Annotated in this window: 25 protein-coding genes and 1 pseudogene; 1 reads left to right on the forward strand and 25 read right to left on the reverse strand. The window is 62.2% G+C overall.

The genetic code is table 11. From position 1 onward, the window contains the following. Nucleotides 1–258 (forward strand): annotated as a pseudogene (locus tag BUB04_RS19465) (IS1634 family transposase); the annotation flags it as partial. Between the two features lie 41 nt (nt 259–299). On the opposite strand, the gene BUB04_RS15830 reads toward BUB04_RS19465, so the two are convergent. From BUB04_RS15830 to tpx, 25 genes are all read right to left on the reverse strand, one after another. Beyond that, nucleotides 300–1,115, reverse strand: a complete 816-nt coding sequence (locus tag BUB04_RS15830) for a CheR family methyltransferase (RefSeq protein WP_178372019.1) — start codon at nt 1,113–1,115, stop codon at nt 300–302. Between the two features lie 83 nt (nt 1,116–1,198). Then, on the reverse strand, nt 1,199–1,696 hold the full coding sequence (locus BUB04_RS15835) for a chemotaxis protein CheW (RefSeq protein WP_143156523.1): 498 nt from the start codon (nt 1,694–1,696) through the stop codon (nt 1,199–1,201). 167 nt (nt 1,697–1,863) lie between these two features. Beyond that, the gene (locus BUB04_RS15840; RefSeq protein ID WP_084076571.1) at nt 1,864–2,562 is read right to left on the reverse strand and encodes a DVU0298 family protein; all 699 of its coding nucleotides are present in this window, start codon (nt 2,560–2,562) and stop codon (nt 1,864–1,866) included. Continuing rightward, the gene (locus tag BUB04_RS15845) at nt 2,559–2,762 is read right to left on the reverse strand and encodes a ferredoxin (protein ID WP_073041276.1); all 204 of its coding nucleotides are present in this window, start codon (nt 2,760–2,762) and stop codon (nt 2,559–2,561) included. The genes BUB04_RS15840 and BUB04_RS15845 overlap by 4 nt, the downstream gene beginning before the upstream one ends. Before the next feature lie 121 nt (nt 2,763–2,883). Then, the gene (locus BUB04_RS15850; RefSeq protein ID WP_073041278.1) at nt 2,884–3,378 is read right to left on the reverse strand and encodes a ferritin-like domain-containing protein; all 495 of its coding nucleotides are present in this window, start codon (nt 3,376–3,378) and stop codon (nt 2,884–2,886) included. A gap of 35 nt (nt 3,379–3,413) precedes the next feature. Beyond that, on the reverse strand, nt 3,414–3,572 hold the full coding sequence (rd, locus tag BUB04_RS15855) for a rubredoxin (RefSeq protein WP_073041280.1): 159 nt from the start codon (nt 3,570–3,572) through the stop codon (nt 3,414–3,416). Nucleotides 3,573–3,623: 51 nt separating this feature from the next. Then, complete coding sequence (locus BUB04_RS15860; RefSeq protein ID WP_073041282.1) at nt 3,624–6,122, reverse strand: heavy metal translocating P-type ATPase; 2,499 nt, start codon at nt 6,120–6,122, stop codon at nt 3,624–3,626. Continuing rightward, the gene (locus BUB04_RS15865; protein WP_073041284.1) at nt 6,115–6,312 is read right to left on the reverse strand and encodes a heavy-metal-associated domain-containing protein; all 198 of its coding nucleotides are present in this window, start codon (nt 6,310–6,312) and stop codon (nt 6,115–6,117) included. Before BUB04_RS15865 ends, BUB04_RS15860 begins: the two co-directional genes overlap by 8 nt. A 257-nt stretch (nt 6,313–6,569) precedes the next feature. Further along, a complete protein-coding gene (locus tag BUB04_RS15870) occupies nt 6,570–6,800 on the reverse strand; it encodes a hypothetical protein (protein ID WP_073041286.1) in 231 nt (76 codons plus the stop codon). Between the two features lie 243 nt (nt 6,801–7,043). Beyond that, complete coding sequence (locus BUB04_RS15875) at nt 7,044–8,534, reverse strand: SagB/ThcOx family dehydrogenase (RefSeq protein ID WP_073041288.1); 1,491 nt, start codon at nt 8,532–8,534, stop codon at nt 7,044–7,046. Between the two features lies 1 nt (nt 8,535). Further along, the gene (locus BUB04_RS15880) at nt 8,536–9,045 is read right to left on the reverse strand and encodes a ferritin family protein (protein WP_073041290.1); all 510 of its coding nucleotides are present in this window, start codon (nt 9,043–9,045) and stop codon (nt 8,536–8,538) included. Nucleotides 9,046–9,063: 18 nt separating this feature from the next. Further along, nucleotides 9,064–9,450: a cytochrome c3 family protein gene (locus tag BUB04_RS15885; RefSeq protein WP_073041291.1), complete on the reverse strand. Its 387-nt coding sequence runs from the start codon at nt 9,448–9,450 to the stop codon at nt 9,064–9,066. Next, nucleotides 9,447–11,525 (reverse strand): thioredoxin domain-containing protein, encoded by a 2,079-nt coding sequence (locus tag BUB04_RS15890; protein WP_073041293.1) that lies wholly within the window; start codon nt 11,523–11,525, stop codon nt 9,447–9,449. Before BUB04_RS15890 ends, BUB04_RS15885 begins: the two co-directional genes overlap by 4 nt. A gap of 159 nt (nt 11,526–11,684) precedes the next feature. Further along, nucleotides 11,685–11,888 (reverse strand): hypothetical protein, encoded by a 204-nt coding sequence (locus tag BUB04_RS15895; protein WP_073041295.1) that lies wholly within the window; start codon nt 11,886–11,888, stop codon nt 11,685–11,687. A 325-nt stretch (nt 11,889–12,213) separates the two neighbouring features. Next, a complete protein-coding gene (locus BUB04_RS15900; protein WP_073041297.1) occupies nt 12,214–12,660 on the reverse strand; it encodes a flavodoxin domain-containing protein in 447 nt (148 codons plus the stop codon). Nucleotides 12,661–12,681: 21 nt separating this feature from the next. After that, entirely contained in the window at nt 12,682–12,870 is a 189-nt protein-coding gene (locus tag BUB04_RS15905; RefSeq protein WP_073041300.1) for a hypothetical protein, read from the reverse strand. 16 nt (nt 12,871–12,886) lie between these two features. After that, on the reverse strand, nt 12,887–13,234 hold the full coding sequence (locus BUB04_RS15910; protein ID WP_073041336.1) for a cytoplasmic protein: 348 nt from the start codon (nt 13,232–13,234) through the stop codon (nt 12,887–12,889). 30 nt (nt 13,235–13,264) lie between these two features. Continuing rightward, entirely contained in the window at nt 13,265–13,885 is a 621-nt protein-coding gene (locus tag BUB04_RS15915) for a peroxiredoxin (protein WP_245795218.1), read from the reverse strand. A 268-nt stretch (nt 13,886–14,153) separates the two neighbouring features. Further along, entirely contained in the window at nt 14,154–14,729 is a 576-nt protein-coding gene (locus BUB04_RS15920) for a peroxiredoxin family protein (RefSeq protein WP_073041302.1), read from the reverse strand. Nucleotides 14,730–14,768: 39 nt separating this feature from the next. Beyond that, complete coding sequence (locus BUB04_RS15925; protein WP_084076573.1) at nt 14,769–16,310, reverse strand: multiheme c-type cytochrome; 1,542 nt, start codon at nt 16,308–16,310, stop codon at nt 14,769–14,771. A 13-nt stretch (nt 16,311–16,323) separates the two neighbouring features. After that, nucleotides 16,324–17,142 carry a ZIP family metal transporter gene (locus BUB04_RS15930; protein WP_073041303.1) on the reverse strand — a complete coding sequence of 273 codons (819 nt, stop codon included), beginning with the start codon at nt 17,140–17,142 and terminating at the stop codon, nt 16,324–16,326. 481 nt (nt 17,143–17,623) lie between these two features. Next, nucleotides 17,624–18,169, reverse strand: a complete 546-nt coding sequence (locus tag BUB04_RS15935) for a ferritin-like domain-containing protein (RefSeq protein WP_073041305.1) — start codon at nt 18,167–18,169, stop codon at nt 17,624–17,626. Between the two features lie 99 nt (nt 18,170–18,268). Next, a complete protein-coding gene (locus BUB04_RS15940) occupies nt 18,269–18,805 on the reverse strand; it encodes a ferritin (RefSeq protein WP_073041307.1) in 537 nt (178 codons plus the stop codon). 4 nt (nt 18,806–18,809) lie between these two features. Then, nucleotides 18,810–19,184 carry a desulfoferrodoxin gene (locus tag BUB04_RS15945; protein WP_073041309.1) on the reverse strand — a complete coding sequence of 125 codons (375 nt, stop codon included), beginning with the start codon at nt 19,182–19,184 and terminating at the stop codon, nt 18,810–18,812. 138 nt (nt 19,185–19,322) lie between these two features. Next, the gene (gene tpx / locus BUB04_RS15950) at nt 19,323–19,838 is read right to left on the reverse strand and encodes a thiol peroxidase (RefSeq protein ID WP_073041312.1); all 516 of its coding nucleotides are present in this window, start codon (nt 19,836–19,838) and stop codon (nt 19,323–19,325) included. Nucleotides 19,839–20,092: the final 254 nt, after the last annotated feature.

A 20,092-nucleotide genomic window follows, 5' to 3' on the forward strand; every position in this document is an offset into this window, starting at 1 on the left:
CTTTTCGTTACCGTCCTTGCTTACCATCTGCTGTGCGTCATCCAGAGGACGCTTCGCGAAAGCGGAATTCGTCACCACTGGGCCACCTTGCGAACGCATCTGAGTGGCCAGGTGCGGGTGACCACCAGCATGGTCAATGACAAAGGGCAGGCCATTCACATACGACACACGTCCGAGCCGGAACCGGTTCACGTGAAAATTTACAATGCTCTCGGGCTGCCGGTACGACCATTAAGGAGGCTGACCACCATCGAATGAAAAATTTGTAGTGTAGAATTTGAAAACACTCTACAACAAAATCAGTAACTTACACACAAAAGTGACAAACTTGGGTTGGGAAGCCTCACGCGCTGCCAGCGGGTCCCATCCATGTAGGCCATCTCCACCGCCGCCGTCACCAGATATCCGCCGTCCGCCAGGCACCGGTGGAAACGATCCAGCACGGCGGCCCGCACGTCGGGATCGAAATACATGAGCACGTTGCGGCAGAAAAGAAGGTCCATGTTCTCCGTTTCGGGAGAGGGATAGTCGCCTTCCGCCAGATTCAGGCGCCGGAAAACCACTTTGTCGCGCAATTCCGGAAGAACCTCCCGGCGGCCGTTTTCGCCCGGCAGGTACTTTTCGTAGGGAGCAGGCAGCGGTCGTCGAAAGGACCAAGGTCGGTATCGGCCCACACGAGCCGTTTTCAGAGCGAGTTCGTTCACGTCCGTGGCCAGCACGGAAAAATCCCACCCGGGATGGGAAGACAAGAAGCGGTGAACGATCATGGCCAGGGTGTAGGCCTCCTCCCCCGTGCTGCACCCGGCGCTCCACAACCGCAAGACTGGATGGGCATCCTTTCGTTTCCGGGCAACGATCTCGGGGAGAACGATCTCTTCCAGGGACTCCAGCAAAGGAAGGTCCCGAAAGAAGTAGGTCTCGCCGACGGTCAGAACGGAAGCCAGAACCTGGTCCCGCTCTTCCGCTCCCTCGCATGAGAAGAGGTGATCCACGTAGGAAGTCGCGTCCCGGAAGCCCGCGTCCCTGGCAGCCATGGTGAGACGAATAAGGACGTCGCGGGCCTTGTCGTCGGGAATCTGCAAGCCCAGGTGCCTGCGGGCGTAAGAACGGACCAAGGCCGGCACCCTCCGGACATCGTCCGAAGGTGTTTCTCCATGGAGCTCGGCCGTTTTCCGTCCAGCCCTGTTGTCCATCCTTCCTATGAACTCCCGCCCTGCCCAGGGTTCCGATCCGGGCCTCCCGGCAAGGAAGCGACCGCCTGAGCGTCAAGAATCAATACAGGCTCTCCGTCAAATTTCCCCACGCCCTCCACCACTTTCCGGGCGGTCTCGCTCGGAGAGGCTCCCCATTCTCCGTTTTCCATCGAAATCTCCTGAACGCCCAGCACCTCCTCCACCACCAGGGCCGTGCGCTTTCCACCGCTTTCCAGGATCAAGAAACGGTCGTCGGGGTTTAGCTCCCGTGCCACGCACCCCACATACTCCCTGAGATCCACCACGGGAATCAGGGTCCCTTCCAGGTTGAGCACTCCCAGCAGATGCGCCGGGCTCTCGGGAAGCGGCGTGGGAGCTGCGGCCCGAAGGAGCCTCTCGGTGGACTGGAGGTCCGCGGCGCAGAGACGCTCCCCGATGCGAAAGAGGATGTAGGACTTGGGCACCATGTGTTCACGACCCTTTTTAGCGGAATAACGGATCAAGCCGATTTCTTCTTGAGCATTTTCCGTGCCGGAAAAGCAGGGAGGGAGAAAAACGCGGGAAGCCGGGGCGAGACTCCCTTGGGCGGGGATAAACCCCGCCCCTGCGCGGAAGGTGAATGGGTTCTTATCGGGGCGGGAGTGGCGGTAGAAGAGATTTCAGGGCGGACTCACAGGCGCCGTCGGATGCTCCGGGCAGCTTCGCGGGCCAGGGCGCCCACGGTAGTCTCCTGGAATTCTTCGTTGCGGTAGAGGCGCACCGGGGCGGTATCGCCTTGGAGGGACTCCACGGCGGGAAGATCATCTTCGCCGCCGCACGAAGCGAGCATCCAAAGGGACAGGGCTCTCAGGCGGGGGTTGGGGCTTTCCAGCCGGCGGCGCACGTCGGGAAGGCCGTGGGCCGCCAGGTCCGGGCGGACCTCGGCGAAACGAGCCACCGCCCACAGGGCCCCTTCCTGGAGTGGTTCATGTTCCAAGTAGTTTTCGTCTTCCTTGATGAAGGAAACGAGAAGACGGCCGTATTCTTCGGCCAACACGGGACTTCGGGCCAGAGCCTCCCCCAGCGCTTCGGGAACCCCCCAGCCGATCCCTCCCGATTCGTCGTTCAGGCTCCAGAGGAACCGACGGATGAGCACCCGGGCCGATTCCTTGTCTTTTCCGGCCAGAGTGGCGATGACCACCCCGGCGGCGGTCGCCGCGTGCCCGCGCAGGGTCTCGTCGGTGGAACACAAGAAAGAGATGAGCGGGTTGATGACTTTTCGGGCATCCTCCCGGGTCCATTCCTCCAGTCGCTCGGCGAATCGGGGATCCAGGAGTTTCTGGGCCGCCTCCTTTTTCCTGCGGCGTATCCCGCCCGTTGTTTCCATCATGGTGCGGTCTCCGTTTCCTCCCAGGAGATGCAGTGGGCCGGGCACATCATGATCGCTTCGTCCACACAGGCCTGCGGATAGTCTTCCAGATCCGCCACCTCGATGTAGCCGGCGTCACTTCTCCGAAACACCTCCGGACAGACCTCCAGACAGCCGTCACAATCCACACATTCGCTCAGATCCACCGCGGGACATCTCATGGGACCGGCACCTCCACTGTTTGAAACCTGCGGGGCCACCCCGGGCCGCCGCATCCAAGAGACAAAAAAGCCGGATCTTCAGGGAAAGATCCGGCGTCGTTCCGTACACCCTCGTCCGGCCCTACTGGGTCATCTTCTTGAGCTGCAAGGCCAGGCGTCGAAGGTGGGCTTGTTCTTCCTTGACCAGCAGGCCGATGAGCGCCCGGCCCTTTTCCTCTTCCGTGGCGTCCTGCATGCTCAGGAAGAAGAGAACCGAGTCCTTTTCGAACTCCATGGCCATCTTGATGGCATCCACCGCATCCTTGACCTGAGAAACCTTGGCATCCACGTTTTCGCTGGTTCGAAAAACGTGGTTGTCGGCCATCATCTTGAGGTACGCGGCCATCTCGTTCTGGGGATCGAAGACCGTGGACGCCGCGGCGCCCTGGGGCAGCTGATCCTTCAGTTCCTGGAACCGCCTCTTGTGCTCCACTTCCTGCTGAGCCAGATCCTCGAAGATGGCCTTCACCTCGGCATCGTCGATCTTGGCCTGCGCCTTCTCATAGAACGATTTGCCGTTCTCCTCGATCTCGATGGCGATCTGGAAAACTTCCGCCGCATTGAATCCGAAAATCATGAACGCGTCTCCTCACCAGTCCTCGGGCACCGCCGCTATTCCTTTTCGAAGTCGCTCTTGGAGGCGCCGCACACGGGGCAGGTCCAGTCATCGGGCAGTTTGTCGAAGGGCGTGCCGGGAGCCACACCGTTGTCCGGATCCCCCTTTTCCGGGTCGTACACATAACCGCAGATCTGGCAGACGTAACGATCCATGCTCACTCCTCCTTGTGATGTTTGTTAACATTGATTTCCTGACACTATAATTCATTCCCCGCGGATTGCAATCTTCCGCCGTTCTTTTGCCCACAGCCGCCGGAGCCTCAGGGCGTTGGTCACCACGGAAACGGAACTCATGGCCATGGCCGCCGCGGCGAACATGGGATTGAGCAGGATACCGAGGAAGGGATAGAGAAGCCCGGCGGCGATGGGGATGCCCGCCGAATTGTAGAAGAAGGCCCAGAAAAGATTCTGGCGGATGACCTTCATGGTGAGCCGGGAAAGTTTCATGGCATGGGGCACCAGGCGAAGATCGGCGCGCATGAGCGCGATGTCGCCCGCTTCCATGGCCACGTCCGTGCCTCCTCCCATGGCGATTCCGATGTGGGCCGCCGCCAGGGCCGGAGCGTCGTTGATGCCGTCGCCCACCATGGCCACCGTATGGCCCCCGTTCTGTTCGCTGCGCACCACCTCCACCTTCCGGTCCGGAAGCACTTCGGCGTGCACCAGATCGATGCCCACCAGGCGCGCGATGGCTTGGGCGGTGGCCCGGTTGTCTCCCGTGACCATGCCCAATCGGAGCCCCATCCGTTTCAGCGCCGCCACGGCCTGGGCCGCTTCCTCGCGCGGCTCGTCCCGGAAGGCGATGAGGCCCAGCAGGCGGTTTTCCGCCGCCACGAAAACCACCGTCTTTCCATCCTGCCACAGGGCCCGGGCATCGTCTTCCAAGGCAGAAAGATCCATTCCCCGCTGGGAAAGGAGCCGACGGTTCCCCACCACCACGCCGACTCCGGCCACCTCCCCTTCGGCACCCAAGCCGGAGAGGGCCCGAAAACGGCTCACCGAATCCAGAGCAATCCCTTCGGCCCGAGCCCGCTCCACCACGGCGCGTCCCAGGGGGTGCTCCGACGAGGATTCCAGGGATCCCGCCAGCCGAAGAACCTCTTCCTTCGAAGTCCCCTGCGCCGGCACCACGTCGGTCAGCTGCGGTTCCCCGCGGGTGAGCGTACCCGTCTTGTCAAAAAGGATCGTGTCGATCTTGTGGGCCGTCTCAAGGCTTTCTCCGCTCTTGATGAGGATGCCGCTTTCGGCGCCCAGGCCCGTTCCCACCATGACCGCCGTGGGGGTGGCCAGGCCCATGGCACACGGACAGGCGATGATGAGAACCGAGACGAAGTTGAGGACCGCCGTTCCCAGATCGGCTCCGGGAACCAGGAAGGCCCACACCAGAAAAGTCACAAGCGCGATGGCACAGACGATCGGCACAAAGACCGACGCCACCTTGTCGGCCAGGCGCTGGATGGGAGCCTTGGACCCTTGGGCCTCTTCCACCAGCCGGATGATCCGCGCAAGGGAAGTGTCGGCTCCCACCCGGAGGGTCTTCAGCGTGACGGCCCCGAACCCGTTGACGGTGCCGGCATGGACCGTGTCCCCCGGCGACTTGTCCACCGGCACGCTCTCCCCCGTCAGCATGGACTCGTCCACGCTGGTTCGCCCCTCGACCACCTCGCCGTCCACGGGGATCCTCTCGCCGGGCCGAACCACCACCCGGTCCCCCGACACCACCTGCTCCACGGGAAGTTCCACTTCCCGCCCGTCCCGGATCACCCGGGCCATGGTGGGCCGAAGATCCATGAGGCGCCGAATGGCCTGGGAAGTTTTTCCCCGGGCACGCGCTTCCAGCAGCCGGCCCAGGAGCACCAGCGTGACGATCATGGCCGCGCCGTCAAAGTAAACGTGGGGAAACGTTCCCGGAGGAGCGAAGAAGGAAGGCGCCAGGGTGGCCGCCGAAGAATAGAAGTAAGCGGACGCGGCCCCCAAGGCCACCAGGGTGTTCATGTCCGATGTCTTCTGCTTCAAGGCCTTCCAGGCGCCCGCAAAAAAACGATCCCCCACCCAGAAGACGGCGGGAGCCGTCAGCACCATGAGCAACAGATTCCGGGCAAAGACACCGAGCTTTCCGGCGCCGACAAGGGTCGGCGCCATGGAAAGGACCATGATGACGACGCTCAGAACCGCCCCGACGGCCACCCGCCGTTGGAGGTCGGCAATCTCCGCCGCGCGCGCCGCTTCCAGCGGATCCTCGCGGGGACGGTCCTCCGCCAGGCCCAAAAATTCGTAACCGGCCTCTTGCAAAACCCTCCGGAAGTCGTTCGGGGTAACCGCCCCGTCGGCGTGGGACACCACCGCCTTTCCGGACGCCAGGTTGACGGCCACATCCCGGACGCCTTCCAAGGCCTTCAGTGTGTTTTCCACCCGGCGCACGCAGGCCGCGCACGTCATCCCGCCCACGGAAAGGATGGTCGTGACCGCTTGGGAGTCGGAGGCGGGCTCCGGTGTTTCGTAGCCCAGTTCCCGCACGGTGCTGCGCAGGGCTTTCGGATCCACCACCGCCGGATCGAACTCCACCGTGGCCTTCCCCGTGGCGAGATTCACGGAAGCGGAGCGCACGCCTTCCACGGCTTCCAGGCCCTTTTCCACCCGGCGCACGCACGCCGCGCAGCTCATGCCCTGGATCGCCAGGGTTTCCTTGGAAAGACTAGCCAAGCTCGTACCCCGCCTTTTCGATCTTTTCCTTGATCACGGTCCTATCCACCGGCCCGGAGGCCTCCACGGAAACCTGTCCCGAAGCCAGGTCCACCCGAACGCCGGTCACCCCGGGGATCTCCCCCAGGGCCTTCTCCACCGCCTTCACGCAATGACCGCACGACATGCCCTTCACCTTGAATGTTTCCATACCATTGTTCCTCCACGTTCCTTCTCTTTAGAACAGCCATCCACTGTGCAACTTCCCAACCGCTCGGCAAAATGTGCCGCCAAACGGCGGGAAACGGCAGGGGCGAATGATCCTTCGCCCCTGCAAGCGCAGAACCGAAAATCCGCCCCCACGAAGGCGAACGAATCGGTTATGCAGGGGCGGGCTTCATCCCCGCCCGACAATTGCGAGGGCAGAGACTCCCCGGCAAACAATCCTTTGTCTTAGATGGGGAATCCTCACCCGCCCAGCGGGCGCTTCCAGAAGGCCAGGAGCCCGTCCTTTCCGAAGGCTACCTGGACCAGCTCCCAGCCTTCCAGGCCCCGCTCATTGAGGATCCCTTCCAGGACCGAGACCTGATCCACCGGCACGTCTTCCAGGGCGCACGTGCCGTCGTCGGCACAGAAATAGGCCACCTGCTTGAAACTTTCGGCCGGATGTCTCGTAATGGCGTATTCGTATCGTTCCATCTCGAACTCGTTCCTCCGCTGGTTCTTTTCACTGCTCCACCCCAACTCCAGCCCCAAATCCGCCGACTCTTGCCTATGGCGCAGTCCCGAGGGGCGGGCATAAAGCCCGCCCCTACAAGACCTTATTTGTCCCTTCCAACGTCCATCCGTCATCCCCGCGAAAGCGGGGATGACGGATTTCCGGCAACTTATGGACTCCCGCTTGCGCGGGAGTGACGTTTTGCGGAGTTCTCGGACAGCCCCTTAGACATGCCGCATCTTCTTCACCGGGCCCGTGGCCACCACATAAAGCACATGGTGGGATTCAGGCAAGCCCAGAACGGATCGGGCCTCGTCGTCGTAGAAGGCTCCGATGCCGCAGGCGCCCAGATCCAGGGCCGTGGCGGCGAGATAGAGGCGCTGACCCAGGCGCCCCGCCTGGATCATGGCCCGGCGATAGGCGCGCGGCCCCAGGTCCTTTTCCAGGCCCTCCAGGTCCGCCGCAAAGGCCCAGATCACCGCCGCGTTCCGGATCCACTGCTGGTCCAGACAGGCGGATGCCAGCGCCGTTCGATGATCCCCCGGCTTCCAGAGAATCGCCCGGGACGCCGCCTCGTCCCAAAGATAAACGCCCGTCTCCAGGCTTTCCACCCCCGCACCCAGAAACCAGGCGAACACGCACGAAAACCCATCCTCCCCGTGTGCCAGGCCGTGGGCCAGAAGGGAAAAGGCTTCCGTGGGAAGACCCCGGTCCGTGAAGTTCCGGTGTGAACGGCGACGCCACACCACCTGAGCGAAGGGTGGATCCTCCTCCCCGTGGGAAGGTTCGGGAATGCCCACACTCTCCCACCCCGCCGGATCTCCGGGGAGCGCCTCGCCAGGCCCCGGAGACCCTTCCCGCCAGGAGGCGGTTTCCTTGTGCACCTGGAGGATGACCGGCGGGATCCTGTCCGAAGAGCTCATGACGGACGCCCCGGGCTGGACGGGATCCAGAGCCGCCCCATCCAGAGCAGCCGGGAAATCCGGGAAGAGCTCCGAAATTCGGCGATCGTTCAAGACACCGGGCGAGCCCAGGGCCACCGCCGCCAGACACGCTTCCCGGTCCGGGTCGATCCCCAGAAAGCGGTTGACCCGTTCGTCATCGAAGCGATCGAAGACCCGGGGCGCCGCACCTTCCGCGACGGCCGCCAGGACCACGTTTTCCGTGAGATGTCCCGTATCCAGGAGGCAATAGCGGTAGGCGCGGTCCCGATATTTCCAGGCACTTCGGTAGAAGATGGCCGTGATGAAAAAGACCACCGCCCAGCCGTCCGTGTCCCCGAAAAAGGCCCCCCGGCGAAGTTCACAGAGTCGGTTCCGGGCCAAGTCGAAATGGTGCAGCCCGTCCGGAACGCCGTCCACCCCATGAACCGATACGTAGATCTCGCAGGGATAGAGCGCCCCGGCGGAAGGGGCGGCCCGGAAGAAGTGAACGTCCCGCCCGCGACCGCTTCGAGCGGTGATGCCGTAGGCCAGGTGCAGGATCCGTCCCAGCCGGACGAGGTCCATAGGTTGCTTGGACGTGCCCACTTTCCGGTTGAAAACCTCCCGGAAGGTCGTCCCGGAAGGAGCCAGCTCTTCGGGAAGGTCCGTGGTCGGCAAGTCCCGATAATGCTTGAACAGCAAGGGCTGGGACGCCCAGTCCAGGTACCCGCCGCCCAGGGCGCCGCGCGTGTAGGCCGTCTTTCGCTGATACCGGCGACCGACCCCGTCCACATCAGCCTCCCCACGGCATTTGGGCATAGGTTTCGCTCAGCTTGTCCCGGAACTGGCGGAAGAAGAGCTCATGCTGGCGCTCCCAGCGGGACAGCATCTCCAGGGCGCTCTTGGTCTTGCCCACGGCCTTTTCCGCCATGTTGCCGTAGAACTCGCTCAGGTCCTTTTCAATGAGCCAGGCCGTGTTGAACACGGTCACGTCGGGCACCATGGACCCTTCAATGCACTGTTCCAGGAATTCCTTTTTGGCCCGTTCGTCGAAGTAGTCGGTGGGCTCCAGGATCACGTCCTGAAGTTGTCCCGGGTCCACTTCCCGCCCTTGGCGCAGCTCGTCGAGGATGCGGTTGATGAAGGCGATGTGTTTTTCCTCCTCGGCGATCAGCCGGCGGAAAGCGCTGACCGCCGCGCCCATCCCCAGCCGCTGCAGCGCCGTCTGGAAAAAGAGTTTTCCCGTTTCTTCCTGGTTGAGAGCGTACTCGAAGACCTTGATAAGGGGCTTGTTGGCACTCATGATCTCGTCCTTTCCGAGCTACTGGGTTTGGCCCTTAAGTTCCTTTCGGTGGCAGTCGCGGCAGCGCACAGGCCCCGCCTGGACGCCGGCTTCCGTCTTCTGTTTATGGCAATCCACGCACAGGTTCATGACCTGCTTTTTCTTGAGTTTTCCTTCCGTCTTGAGGGAGTCCACAGAGCCGGCCTTCTGGGGAAAAAGTTCGTGGCAAGGCTCGCAGCGCCCCAGCAGTTCCTGGTGTTTCCAATGGGGCACCAGGGAGGGCGCCACGGGACCCGACTGCAGGATGAGAGTTTCCGGCCCCTTGTCCACCGCTTCCGAGGCACCGGATAGATGAGCGATTCCAAGCCAGAGCCCCATCACCAGAGCCAAGGCACCGACTTTCAAAAAAATTGCAGAACGGTTCATCGAGCCGACTCCTTCTTGGTTCCCTCCAGCAAGCGTTCCAGTTCCTCGGGTTCTGTGACCGGCGCCAGGCACCGGCGTTTTTCGCACACGTAGGCCGTGGCCCGGCCTGAAACGGCTTCCATCCCGCCAACGAAGGGCGCCAGCCGCTCCAGGGTTTCGCCCCGGGGCGGGGGTTCCTTCAGCAGGAGCACGCGCCTGGGCTTGGCCGAACGGCGCACGATCCGGATCATCTCCTGGAGAACGGGATCTTCGCGGGCGCCCGCCAGGACGATTTCCGTCACCGGCCCCAAAGCCCAATCCAAGCCGGCCAGGAAGTGGGTGTAGGCGCGCGGATAGTTGGAAACGGCTCCGGCGAACGACCGGAGCACCCCATCGGCCGTCTCTTCCCAACGCCCATCCCCCGTGAGGTGGGCCAGGCGCAGCAGGTTGTTGAGCGCCGCGGAATTTCCGCTGGGGGTGGCGCCGTCGTAGATGTCCTTTTCCCGAAAGATCAGCTTTTCGGCGTCTTTTCCCGTAAAGAAAAATCCCCCTTGGTCGGGATCCGCAAAAAGATCCAGCAGGGAGTGATGGAGCTCCACCGCCTTGTCCAGCCAGTCCGTATCCAGTGTAGCCTCATGGAGCTCCAGCAGGGCCCATCCCAGGAAGGCATAGTCATCCAGGCAGCCTAAGTGGGCCACATGCCCGTCCCGATAGCGGCGCATTAGGCGCCCGTCGGGGCCGCGCAGGTGATCCCACACGAACCGCACGGCCCGGGCAGCCGCCTCGGCGTATCCCGCATCGTTCAAAACCCAGGCCCCCTTGGCCAAGGCCGCCGCCATCAGCCCGTTCCAGGCGGTGAGGATCTTGTCGTCCTTGAGGGGCGCCGTCCGTTCCTTGCGCTTTTCGAAAAGGATTGTCCGGGCCGTCTCCAGTCGATCCTCCACTTCCGGAACGCTCAGGGAGAACCTTTCGGCGCAGTCTCGCAACGAGCGGGCGTGATGGAGGATGGATCTCCCCTTTTCGAAATTGCCCCGCTCCGTGACGCCATACCGGTAGCAAAACAGCTCGGCAAGGTCCGCATCCAAGGCAGCGCGGATCTCCTCCGGCGTCCACGTATAAAAGAGCCCCTCTTCGCCCTCGGTGTCCGCATCCTCGGCGGAATAGAAGCCGCCTTCCGGAGCCGTCATATCGCGGAGCACGTAGGTGAAGATTTCCTCGGCCGTCCGGGCATGCCCCGCACGGCCCGAGACCCGATAGGCCTCCAGGTACGCCATGGCCAGAAGGGCCTGGTCGTAGAGCATCTTTTCGAAGTGCGGCACCAGCCAGCGCTCGTCCACCGAATAGCGGTGAAAGCCGAAACCGAGCTGATCGAAGATGCCGCCCCTCCTCATGGACAGGAGGGATTCCTCCACCATGGTCACGGCCGAGCGTTCTCCGCTTCGGTGGTGAAAGCGCAAAAGGAAGGTGAGGTTGTGGGGTGTGGGGAATTTGGGGGCCGGGCCGAATCCGCCCCAACGCTCATCGTAGGCGGAACGCAGCTGCTCGTAGGCTCGTTCCAGGTCTCTTTCCGAAAGCCCGGCCTCTTGGGCCGACGTCCCCGTCAGTTGCAGCGCTTCGGTGATCCGGGCTCCGGCGTCCAGAACCCGCCCCCTCTCCTCTTTCCAGAGGCGGGCGATCTCCCGGAGAATGTCCAAGAAGCCCGGCATGCCCATGCGGGACGTCTTGGGAAAGTAGGTGCCGGCAAAGAAGGGTTTTCTTTCCGGAGTCAGAAAGACCGACAGGGGCCAACCGCCTCCGCCCGTCATCACCTGACAGACGGTCATGTAGATGCCGTCGATGTCGGGCCGTTCCTCGCGGTCCACCTTCACGGCCACGAAATGCTCGTTGAGAAGGCGGGCCACTTCCTCATCTTCGAAGGACTCATGGGCCATCACGTGGCACCAATGGCACGTGGCATAGCCGATGCTCAAAAAGACGGGCTTGTCTTCCTCCCGGGCTCGGGCAAAGGCCTCCTCTCCCCAGGGATACCAGTCCACGGGATTGTGGACGTGCTGCAAAAGATACGGACTCTTTTCGCCCGCAAGATGGTTGGGCATATCGGCCTCGATTCCTCTGGACAACCAATCAATGGTCGTTGCCGTGAAAGAAAACCGCGAATGAACGCGGATGGACGCAAATGTTTTCCCCCCTTTAGGGGAGGTACCGAGGTAGCCAGGATCGTTCAGACGAAAAAAGGGGCCGAAGCCCCTTGGGAATCATCTGGGTGCGGACGCCCTGCCGCCGGCGTAGGCTTCGCAAACCTTGAAGTCGATGGGTTTGCCGCATTGGGAGCACTTGTGCTCCTTGTTGAACTCGTCGGAAAAAATCTCCTTCTCCTCTCCGCATTCCGGACACTTGCAGATGAAGGACTGAAGATCCTTGAACTGTTCAAAGCCGGGGCAATGTTGCGGCGTATTCATCTTTCGCCTCCTTCCATCATCCCAAACAGGGGACGATTCTTTCCCGTGGGGTGGTCGGGGCGGGCGTAAAGCCCACCCCTACGATTTTCCCTCTTCGCAGCCTGGAGGGCCGACGAGACAAGCGGCCGCCTCCGCCGACTGCGGGCAAGCTTGGTTAAGAACCTCCATCTCGGACGGGCTCCCAGGAGGCTGTCCTAGAATGGCTCATTTGCCTCTTCCAGCGTCCATCCGTCATCCCCGCGAAAGAAGGGATCAAGAATTTTCGGCAACTTATGGACTCCCTCTTGCGCGGGAGTGACGGTTGAGTGAGTTTCCCGGCAGCCTCCTATCCCGCGCTGTTCAGCAGCCCGGCGATCTCCTTGCCGTAGCCCTGGGCCATCTGGACGCCGCCTCCCAGCGCCGCCGACTTGAGCATGAGGGGCCCGCCGACCATCTTCATCTTGTAGATGATCTTCATGGTGTCGAAGATCCGCCCCGGCGCCTCCCCGCTCCAGCCGAAGGCCCCGAAGGCGCCGCCCGCCTTTCCTTCCAGGTTGTATTGTTCCAGCTTGAAAAGAAAGGTCTTCATGGGCTGCATCATCTCGCCGTGGTAGGTGGCGGATCCCAGCACCAAGGCGTCGAAGTCTTCCGGGTTGACCCCGGTTTTGTCGAATTCCTGGACGCTCAGGATCCGAACGTCCACGCCGGCCATTCGAAGACCTTCCGCGACGAGTTCTCCGATGCTCTTGGTCTGATTGGTCCGCGTGGCATACACGATCAGGGCTTTGGGCACGGCACCCTCCTGTTTCGCCGTCTACTCCTCGACTTCCTCCACATGCTCCACCGTGGCCTTGTGCTTGGTGCCGCACGTGGGACACAGAATCTCTATCTCGTCCTGCGGGCCGATGTACTTTTCCTGCAGCTTCTCCGGCCCCAGAAAGGTCACGTCACCGCACGCACACTGGGGACACTGTCCGCGAACCTTGTAGCGCTTCTTGGCCATCTTTTCTTCCTCCCTGTTAAAAGGTGATCACCTGCCAGCCTTCCTCCACATAGCGCCCCATGCTCACGTGCCCGTTCATGTCCGCGATGAGGGGAAGTCCCTCCTTTTCCACGGCTTCCAGCACCCGGAGCTTGGCGGCGCAGCCTCGACACACGCCGGCGAAGAGCCCTTGCGTCTTCACCCGGTTGTACAGTTCGTGCACGGGATGTTCGCGGCGCGCCAGTTCGGGAATCAACCGGACCGAGGCACCCTCGACCACCACCGTCACCTGGAACCCGCGTCCTTGCATGTCCAGGGCATTGAGCAGCACATGGACGAAGCACATCCCTTCGCCGTTGAAGGAAAAGAGAACCACTTTCTTCATGGCGCTTTCCGTCCTTGCCATCGCCGCCCCTTACGAACCGCCTTGAATCTTCTGGAGCTCCTGGATGATGCCCTCCAAGGGCGGGCGCTTGTTGATGTCGTGCACATCGATGTAGCGAATGATGCCCTTCTTATCGATGATAAAGATCGCCCGCTCGGTCATGCCGTCAGACCGGAACACGCCGTATTTGGAAGCCACTCGCCCGTGGGGCCAGAAGTCGGAGAGCACCGGAAACCAGACGCCCCCCATCTCCCGGGTCCAGGCGTGGAGCGTGGGCAGATTGTCCACGGTGATCCCGAGAAGGACGGCGTCGTAGGCTTCGAAGAGGTCCCGCGCGATGTTGTATCCCGGCCATTGATCGGAGCAGACGGGGGTCCAGGCCGCGGGTACGAAGGAGATGACCACGTTCTTCTTGCCCCGGTATTGGGACAAGGTGACCCGCGGCCCCTGGATGGACGGGAGCTTGAAGTCCGGCGCCGGATCGCCGACCTTGAGGACGGGGACCGAATCGACGGGCTTGAGATGCCCCGGCTGATAGATTTTGCCTTGGAACTGCTCGGACACGCTCCAGACCCCTTGGGGCGCCGCCAGGAGCAGGGCCGTCGCCAGGACGCCGCACGCCAGCCTCTTCATCCTTTTGCTTTTCGTCATCTCTTTATCCCTTGTTTCCGGCCGATGATCGCGGCACTCAATCCGCCATCGCCTCATCCATGAAGGCAACTCCAGAACGGTGCCCTTTTCACCGGTTTTCTCCATCACTGCGCAAATCAATCGTTTTCGGACAAGCTCCCGGCGGGCGGGGATAAACCCCGCCCCTACTATCGTGGTCAAACCATTCTTGCAGGGGCGGGTTTTATGCCCGCCCGTCCGTACCATATCCAAGGGTGAGCCTGTGACGGACCGATTCCGGACATACCGCTTACCGGTCGGCCGTCAGTTTTTCGAAGAAGTCCTGCGGCTCGCCGAAGGAACCCGGTTGGGAATAGATGACCCGCCGAGATCCGTCGGCCGAGCGCTTGATCGCAATGAAATGGGGGGTGCGGGTCTGGCCCAGGAGCTTGTGGACCTGATAGTCTCCGTCGGCGATGAGCGGGAAGGGCACCTGGTACTTCTTTCGAAAGACGTCCACTTCGAACCGGGAGTTTCCCACCCCGATCCCCAGAATCTTGACGGTCTTGCCGGGCTTCGACTTCTGTTGAGCAACCTTGTAGAACTCGTTCACCACGGGCGCTTCCCGTTGGCAATAGGGGCAATACATGCTGAAGATCTCCACCAGCACCACGTCCGCATCCACCTGGTTCACGGTAAAGAAATCGTCCGAGCCCAGCCCCAGGTAGGCCCGCATGGCCGGGTCGTCCGGAGCCGGGAGCTTCACGTCGGGAAAGGACTCACCCACCTGGGGAACGCCTCCGTCCTGCGCCACGCTTGCGGGAGGGGCCAGGGCACATCCCAAGAGCCCCACCGCCAAGACCAGAATCAGATTCGGTTTCCACATCACTGCACCTTTACCTTTCTCCGCTCCCTGGTGGCGGCATCACGGTTTTTCATCGTCGCGGGCCCCCGGGCGCCCCATCTCCAGCCGCCTCATCATCTCGCGCAAGCCCTTGGACTGGTACCAACGGCCGTTGTCGAACACCCCGTAATCGGATCCCATCATGGCCGACGAGAAGCGGATGGAATTGGCAAAAAAGAGCCACTGCTCCACCCACAGTTTTTCCATGGGCTCGTCGAAGGGGTTTCCATCGCTGCCGGGGCCCCGGGCGATTCCCCGCTCCCAGGCCCGTCCCATGATCTCCGTGGCGGTGCGCGTCATGCGGTTGGTCTCTTCCAAGGTCTTCTGAAACCGGTCCCAGTGGCCCTCCACCCAGCTGGTGGAATGGCATCCGAGGCAGACGGCGTGGAGGTTCGCCCTCCGCCTCTCCTGCTCCTCTCCGTCGATCAAGGCCTCCTTCACGGGGCTTCCGTCCAGGTTGGTGGGAAGGGCCAGACCCTGGGCGTTGCGGATGGAGGAGGTGTCCGGATTCTTGGGATGGGCGTGGGAATAGATCAGACCGAAGATCCTCCACGGAAGCCGGTCGTTCATGCGGTGCGTTCGTTGGGCGACCACGTTGCCCCCTTCATCCACCAGCAGGCTCACGTGGCACGCAGCGCAGGTGGGAGCGTTGAAATCCTTTCCCACCACCCAGGGAACGTTTCGGAAATTCCATTTGTCCTTTTGGGATGCGTAGATGTTCCCGTGCTTGCTCACCTGATAGACCTTGTAGGCGGGCACGTCCGGTCCCTTGTGGCATTGGGAGCAGGTGTCGGGCTTTCGGGCGACTTCGATGGAAAAGGCATGGCGGGCATGGCACGAAGAGCAGGACCCCTTGGAGCCGTCGGGGTTCAAGCGTCCCACCCCCACGTTGGGCCACCCGGTGAGGACCGGAAAATCCATCTCCCCCAGGTCCGTTTCCCGGGAAACCGTTCCCTGGACCTCCACTCGGGTGCCGTGGCAGCTGAGGCAGGCATCATCGTTGGTCTGGGGATGCACTTCGGCCGTTTTCAGGCGTCCCGATTCCAGGACCTGGATGCCGTTGATGGATTCCGTCAGTTGAACATAGAGGGAGTTGTTCACCAAGTTCCCATAGGCGTGGGCCATGATGTTCTCCCCGTATTGATCCGCTTCCTGCCGGTGGCAGGTCCGGCAGTCCCGGGGAGTGACCACCACGTGCATGGAATAGCCGTTGTGTTCCACCGTATCCTTGTGGTCCTGAGGGTTCAGGGTGTGGCATTCGGCACAGCCCACGCTGGTGCCCTGCAGGGATTGGGGGATTTCTTCCGAACTCACCTTTCGGTGAAGGGGAGCCGCTTGCAGGGCGTCGGCGGGCGTGGTTTCCGCATGGCGGCTTCGCTGCCAGTCGGAAACGATGCCCGGCGTGGCATCCACATGACAGGCCAGGCATTCCTGGGTGGCGTCGCTGTGGGGCGCCGCTCCCACCGCCGAAGGCAGGACGGAAAGAAAGCACCAGAGAATCAGACCGCCCCTCCCTCCCCTCCAACATCCACGAGTAAGTCTTCCGCGTCCGTTCGTATTCATCAGAGGTCTGCTCTCACCCAAGGGCCACATCCAGAACCATCATGACCACGAATCCCACGAGACACGCCATGGTGGCCAGATCCGCATGGCCGCTTCGCTGGGATTCGGGAATCACCTCTTCCACCACCACGAAGATCATGGCTCCGGCGGCAAAGCCCAGGGCATAGGGCAGAATGGCGCTGGAAAGCCCCACCACCACGGCCCCCACCACCCCCGCCACCGGCTCCACCGCGCCGGAAAGCTGGCCGTACCAGAAGCTCTTGAGCCGCCCCATGCCTTCCCGCCGCAAGGGCACCGAGACGGCAAGCCCCTCGGGAAAGTTCTGAATGCCGATACCCAAGGCCAACGTCGCCGCTCCTGCGAGGCTCGCGCCGGGGAAGCCGGAGCCGGCCGCTCCGAAGGCCACTCCCACCGCCAGGCCCTCCGGGATGTTGTGGATCGTGATGGCCAAAACGAGAAGCACCGAACGCTTCCATCGGGTCGGGATCCCTTCGGCTTCGTCCATCCGGAAGCCCACGTGAAGATGAGGCAGGACGGCGTCCACGCCCCGGAGGAACAGGCCTCCCGTAAGAAATCCCACGGCGGCGGGAAGCCACGGCATGGCCGATCCGGACGACATCTCGATGGCCGGGGCCAGCAGGGACCAGTAGCTTGCTGCGATCATCACCCCGCCGGCGAAGCCCAGCATGGCGTCCAGCAGGCGCTGCCTGTAGGAGCCCATCCAGAAGACGGCGGAAGCCCCCAGGGCCGTGAGGCCCCAGGTGAAGAGGGTCGCCAGGAGGGCCTGCACCACAGGAGGAGAAGACCGCACGCCGCAGAGAAAATCCGCCATAGGTCCGAGCCTTTCCGCGCCGACGGACGGCCCTCAAGACGCGGTCTTTTTGCGGAGGGCTGTCCGAGGATGGATCCAGCGCCCTCTCTCCACCGGCACAGCCCTTCAAGGCCGCGGGATCAGGGAGTAGGGAGCTTGGGACTTTCCCGCTTGGGCATGGGTACCGGCGGAGCCTAGGAGCGTTCCCCGCGGGGCTTCAGCCCCGGGGAAAAGAGCCATCGCAACCCGATGAAGCGACAGGCAGATCCCGCCGGCTCACCCGAAGCTCGCGGATTCCTCCGCAGCCCTAAACGGCTGCGCTACGAGAGAACCGGTCGTCCCCGGCTTCTCGGACAGGATCCCAGGCTGTCCGAGAACTCCCCCAACCGTCACTCCCGCGCAAGCGGGAGTCCATAACGTGCTGTGAATCCCGGATCCCCGCTTCCGCGGGGATGACGAAGGGGCGTTGAACGAGGCAAATTTGCCGTTGTCGGACAGGCTGCTAGGTGACCGGCCCTGCTCCGTCCAAGCGCGCACCGCTCTTTTCCATGAACCATCCTTGGGGATCCGTATAGTAGAACTTGAGGTCCTCCAGGATCCGCCGGTGTTCGCGCTCCTCCGACGACATGCGGCTCAGAAATTCCTTCTGCAGAGGATCCGTGGCCTTTTCCAGCTTCTCTTCAAAGAGTCGGATGCAGGCCTCTTCCAGACGAATCCCCGTCTCCAGGGCGGCCAGTTCATCGGAACAGCCGTCCGCCAGCTTGCCTTCCTTGGGCGATACCCTCTGGAGGAGCTTAGCCATGAGATCCTCTTCGGGCGGAACGTACCGGCAGGCATCGGCCCAGGCCTTGCCGGCCTTCAACTCCTCGTAGATCTCCTGGACCAAGCCGCCGTGTTCCTTCTCCGATTCGTAGAGCAGCTGAAAGGTCTCTTTGCCCACGGCATCGGAACAGCCTTCCATGGCTTCCTTGTAAAGCTTTTGCTTCTCCTCCTTGATCTCCACGGCCTGGCAGAAGGCATCCAGGAGTTCTTGACTGGACAGCGCCATGGGCACCTCCTTGGCAAAGAATCAGGGTGGGATGGCGAGAAAGGGCCCCGGGGCGGGGTTTTCCCCGCTCCCGGAACCCGTGGGGCGGAGTCGATGGTGCTAGGCCGATGCGGGCGGAGCCACCAGGGTCGTTCCCGGAGGCAGGTTGAAGACGCGCTGCCCCAGCTCCCTGTCCAGCATGAAAAGACCCCCCTGAGCGTTCTCCATGAGCTTGATCTTCTGGAGGATCTCATCGGCGCTGGCTTCTTCCTCCACCTGCTCCTTCACGAACCATTGGAGGAAGTTGTTGGTGGCGTGATCCCTTTCGGCAATGGCCAGGTCCACCAGATCGTTGATCAGTCCGGTGACTTTCTGCTCGTGCTTGTACACCTCTTCAAACACGTGGAGCGGCGAATCCCATTGGGACGGCGGAGCCTCGATGGCCGCCAGGGTCACTCGGCCGCCCCGTTCGTTCACATAGTCGTAGATCTTCATGGCGTGGGTAAGCTCTTCCAACGCCTGCGCTTCCATCCACCGGGCGAAACCGCCCAGGCTCACTTCATTAAGGTGGGCGGCCATGGCCAGGTAGAGATAGGACGAATAGAGTTCCGCGTTGATCTGGGCGTTGAGGGCCCCTTGCATCTTTTCGCTCAGCATCTTCTTATCCCTTCCAGAGCCCGTGCAGATTGCAGTATTCGCGGGCCGTGACCGATGCCGCCTTCACACAGAACTCCGCCTCGGGAGCATCCCCGGGCTTGAGGAAGCGAATGTAGGAGATCCCATCGGCGATGAGCTCGATCCACTGGATGTAATGTTTCTCCTCCATGGGATGGGCCACACTGCCCACCTTCACTTTATAGCCGTCGGCGATCTTTTCCACCACCGGCACATGCTTTTCCTTGGCTGCGTCAACCACTCCCTCCTTCAAGAGGACCATGGGCTGGCCGCAGCAGACCAGTTCACCCTGACCGCCCCACAGAACCTCGACGATGTTGCCGCATGCTTCGCACTTATAAAGCTCTCTTCTTTCCGCCATTTCCAGAATCCTCCTGATTGATGTTCACCCGAATCCAGGATCGCCCTCAGCGGAGGGCGATCCTTCCAACAACCATCGCAGCCCGCCGTTCCTGCACCAAACTTGCCCCGGCCGTTTCCAGCCGGTCCAAGGCACCGGCTACAGGCATCGGCGTACCGCCTCGAGCACCGCCGCGTAGTCGGGTTCTTCGGCAATCTCCTTCACCAACTGCACATGGCGCACCACGCCCTCCCGATCCACTACAAAGACGGCCCGAGCCAGGAGCCTCAACTCCTTGATGAGAACCCCGTAGGCCTGGCCGAAAGACGCATCCCGGTGGTCGGATAGGGTGCTCACGCGGGTCACACCCGCCGCACCGCACCAGCGCTTCTGGGCGAAGGGAAGATCCATGCTGATGGCGAGAATCACCACGTCATCGCCCAGGTTTTCCGCCTCCTGGTTGAAACGCCGCGTCTCCATGTCGCACACGGGCGTATCCAGGGATGGAACGGAAGACAGAACCACCACCTTCCCCTTGAATTGGGAAAGGCTCACGGGTTGGAGATCGTTGTTCAGAGCTTGGAAATCGGGAGCCTTCGTGCCGACCGACACTTCGTTTCCCACCAGTGTGAGCGGGGCTCCCCGCATGGTTACGGCTCCAGGTCTTTCCGCCATGGTACAACTCCTTGCTTTCGTAAAGGGGAAGGTCCTCGAAGGAAACTTTTCGCAAAGGCCAAGCGTGTGTGCTTCTAACTGTAAGCTCCGGTCCAAGGACCGTCAAGGAAGGGCGGGGAAAAATCCGCGAAGCGAAAGGGCGGGATCGGGAAAGGGCGAAGGATGATTCGCCCCCACATCTTGCGCGAAGGGGAAGGTCTCAAGCAGCCTGTCCGAGAATGGTTTTCAGGCTCAAGAGGACGGGGAATTTTCGT

The organism is Desulfacinum infernum DSM 9756 (genome assembly GCF_900129305.1).
GTDB lineage: Bacteria > Desulfobacterota > Syntrophobacteria > Syntrophobacterales > DSM-9756 > Desulfacinum > Desulfacinum infernum.

Bases quoted from the DNA above. Each gene is read 5' to 3' on its own strand.
- BUB04_RS15840 (WP_084076571.1), bottom strand. From the start codon at position 2,562: ATGATGGAAACAACGGGCGGGATACGCCGCAGGAAAAAGGAGGCGGCC.
- BUB04_RS15845 (WP_073041276.1), bottom strand. From the start codon at position 2,762: ATGAGATGTCCCGCGGTGGATCTGAGCGAATGTGTGGATTGTGACGGC.
- BUB04_RS15850 (WP_073041278.1), bottom strand. From the start codon at position 3,378: ATGATTTTCGGATTCAATGCGGCGGAAGTTTTCCAGATCGCCATCGAG.
- rd (WP_073041280.1), bottom strand. From the start codon at position 3,572: ATGGATCGTTACGTCTGCCAGATCTGCGGTTATGTGTACGACCCGGAA.
- BUB04_RS15865 (WP_073041284.1), bottom strand. From the start codon at position 6,312: ATGGAAACATTCAAGGTGAAGGGCATGTCGTGCGGTCATTGCGTGAAG.
- BUB04_RS15870 (WP_073041286.1), bottom strand. From the start codon at position 6,800: ATGGAACGATACGAATACGCCATTACGAGACATCCGGCCGAAAGTTTC.
- BUB04_RS15880 (WP_073041290.1), bottom strand. From the start codon at position 9,045: ATGAGTGCCAACAAGCCCCTTATCAAGGTCTTCGAGTACGCTCTCAAC.
- BUB04_RS15885 (WP_073041291.1), bottom strand. From the start codon at position 9,450: ATGAACCGTTCTGCAATTTTTTTGAAAGTCGGTGCCTTGGCTCTGGTG.
- BUB04_RS15890 (WP_073041293.1), bottom strand. From the start codon at position 11,525: ATGCCCAACCATCTTGCGGGCGAAAAGAGTCCGTATCTTTTGCAGCAC.
- BUB04_RS15895 (WP_073041295.1), bottom strand. From the start codon at position 11,888: ATGAATACGCCGCAACATTGCCCCGGCTTTGAACAGTTCAAGGATCTT.
- BUB04_RS15905 (WP_073041300.1), bottom strand. From the start codon at position 12,870: ATGGCCAAGAAGCGCTACAAGGTTCGCGGACAGTGTCCCCAGTGTGCG.
- BUB04_RS15910 (WP_073041336.1), bottom strand. From the start codon at position 13,234: ATGAAGAAAGTGGTTCTCTTTTCCTTCAACGGCGAAGGGATGTGCTTC.
- BUB04_RS15915 (WP_245795218.1), bottom strand. From the start codon at position 13,885: ATGACGAAAAGCAAAAGGATGAAGAGGCTGGCGTGCGGCGTCCTGGCG.
- BUB04_RS15920 (WP_073041302.1), bottom strand. From the start codon at position 14,729: ATGTGGAAACCGAATCTGATTCTGGTCTTGGCGGTGGGGCTCTTGGGA.
- BUB04_RS15925 (WP_084076573.1), bottom strand. From the start codon at position 16,310: ATGAATACGAACGGACGCGGAAGACTTACTCGTGGATGTTGGAGGGGA.
- BUB04_RS15930 (WP_073041303.1), bottom strand. From the start codon at position 17,142: ATGGCGGATTTTCTCTGCGGCGTGCGGTCTTCTCCTCCTGTGGTGCAG.
- BUB04_RS15935 (WP_073041305.1), bottom strand. From the start codon at position 18,169: ATGGCGCTGTCCAGTCAAGAACTCCTGGATGCCTTCTGCCAGGCCGTG.
- BUB04_RS15940 (WP_073041307.1), bottom strand. From the start codon at position 18,805: ATGCTGAGCGAAAAGATGCAAGGGGCCCTCAACGCCCAGATCAACGCG.
- BUB04_RS15945 (WP_073041309.1), bottom strand. From the start codon at position 19,184: ATGGCGGAAAGAAGAGAGCTTTATAAGTGCGAAGCATGCGGCAACATC.
- tpx (WP_073041312.1), bottom strand. From the start codon at position 19,838: ATGGCGGAAAGACCTGGAGCCGTAACCATGCGGGGAGCCCCGCTCACA.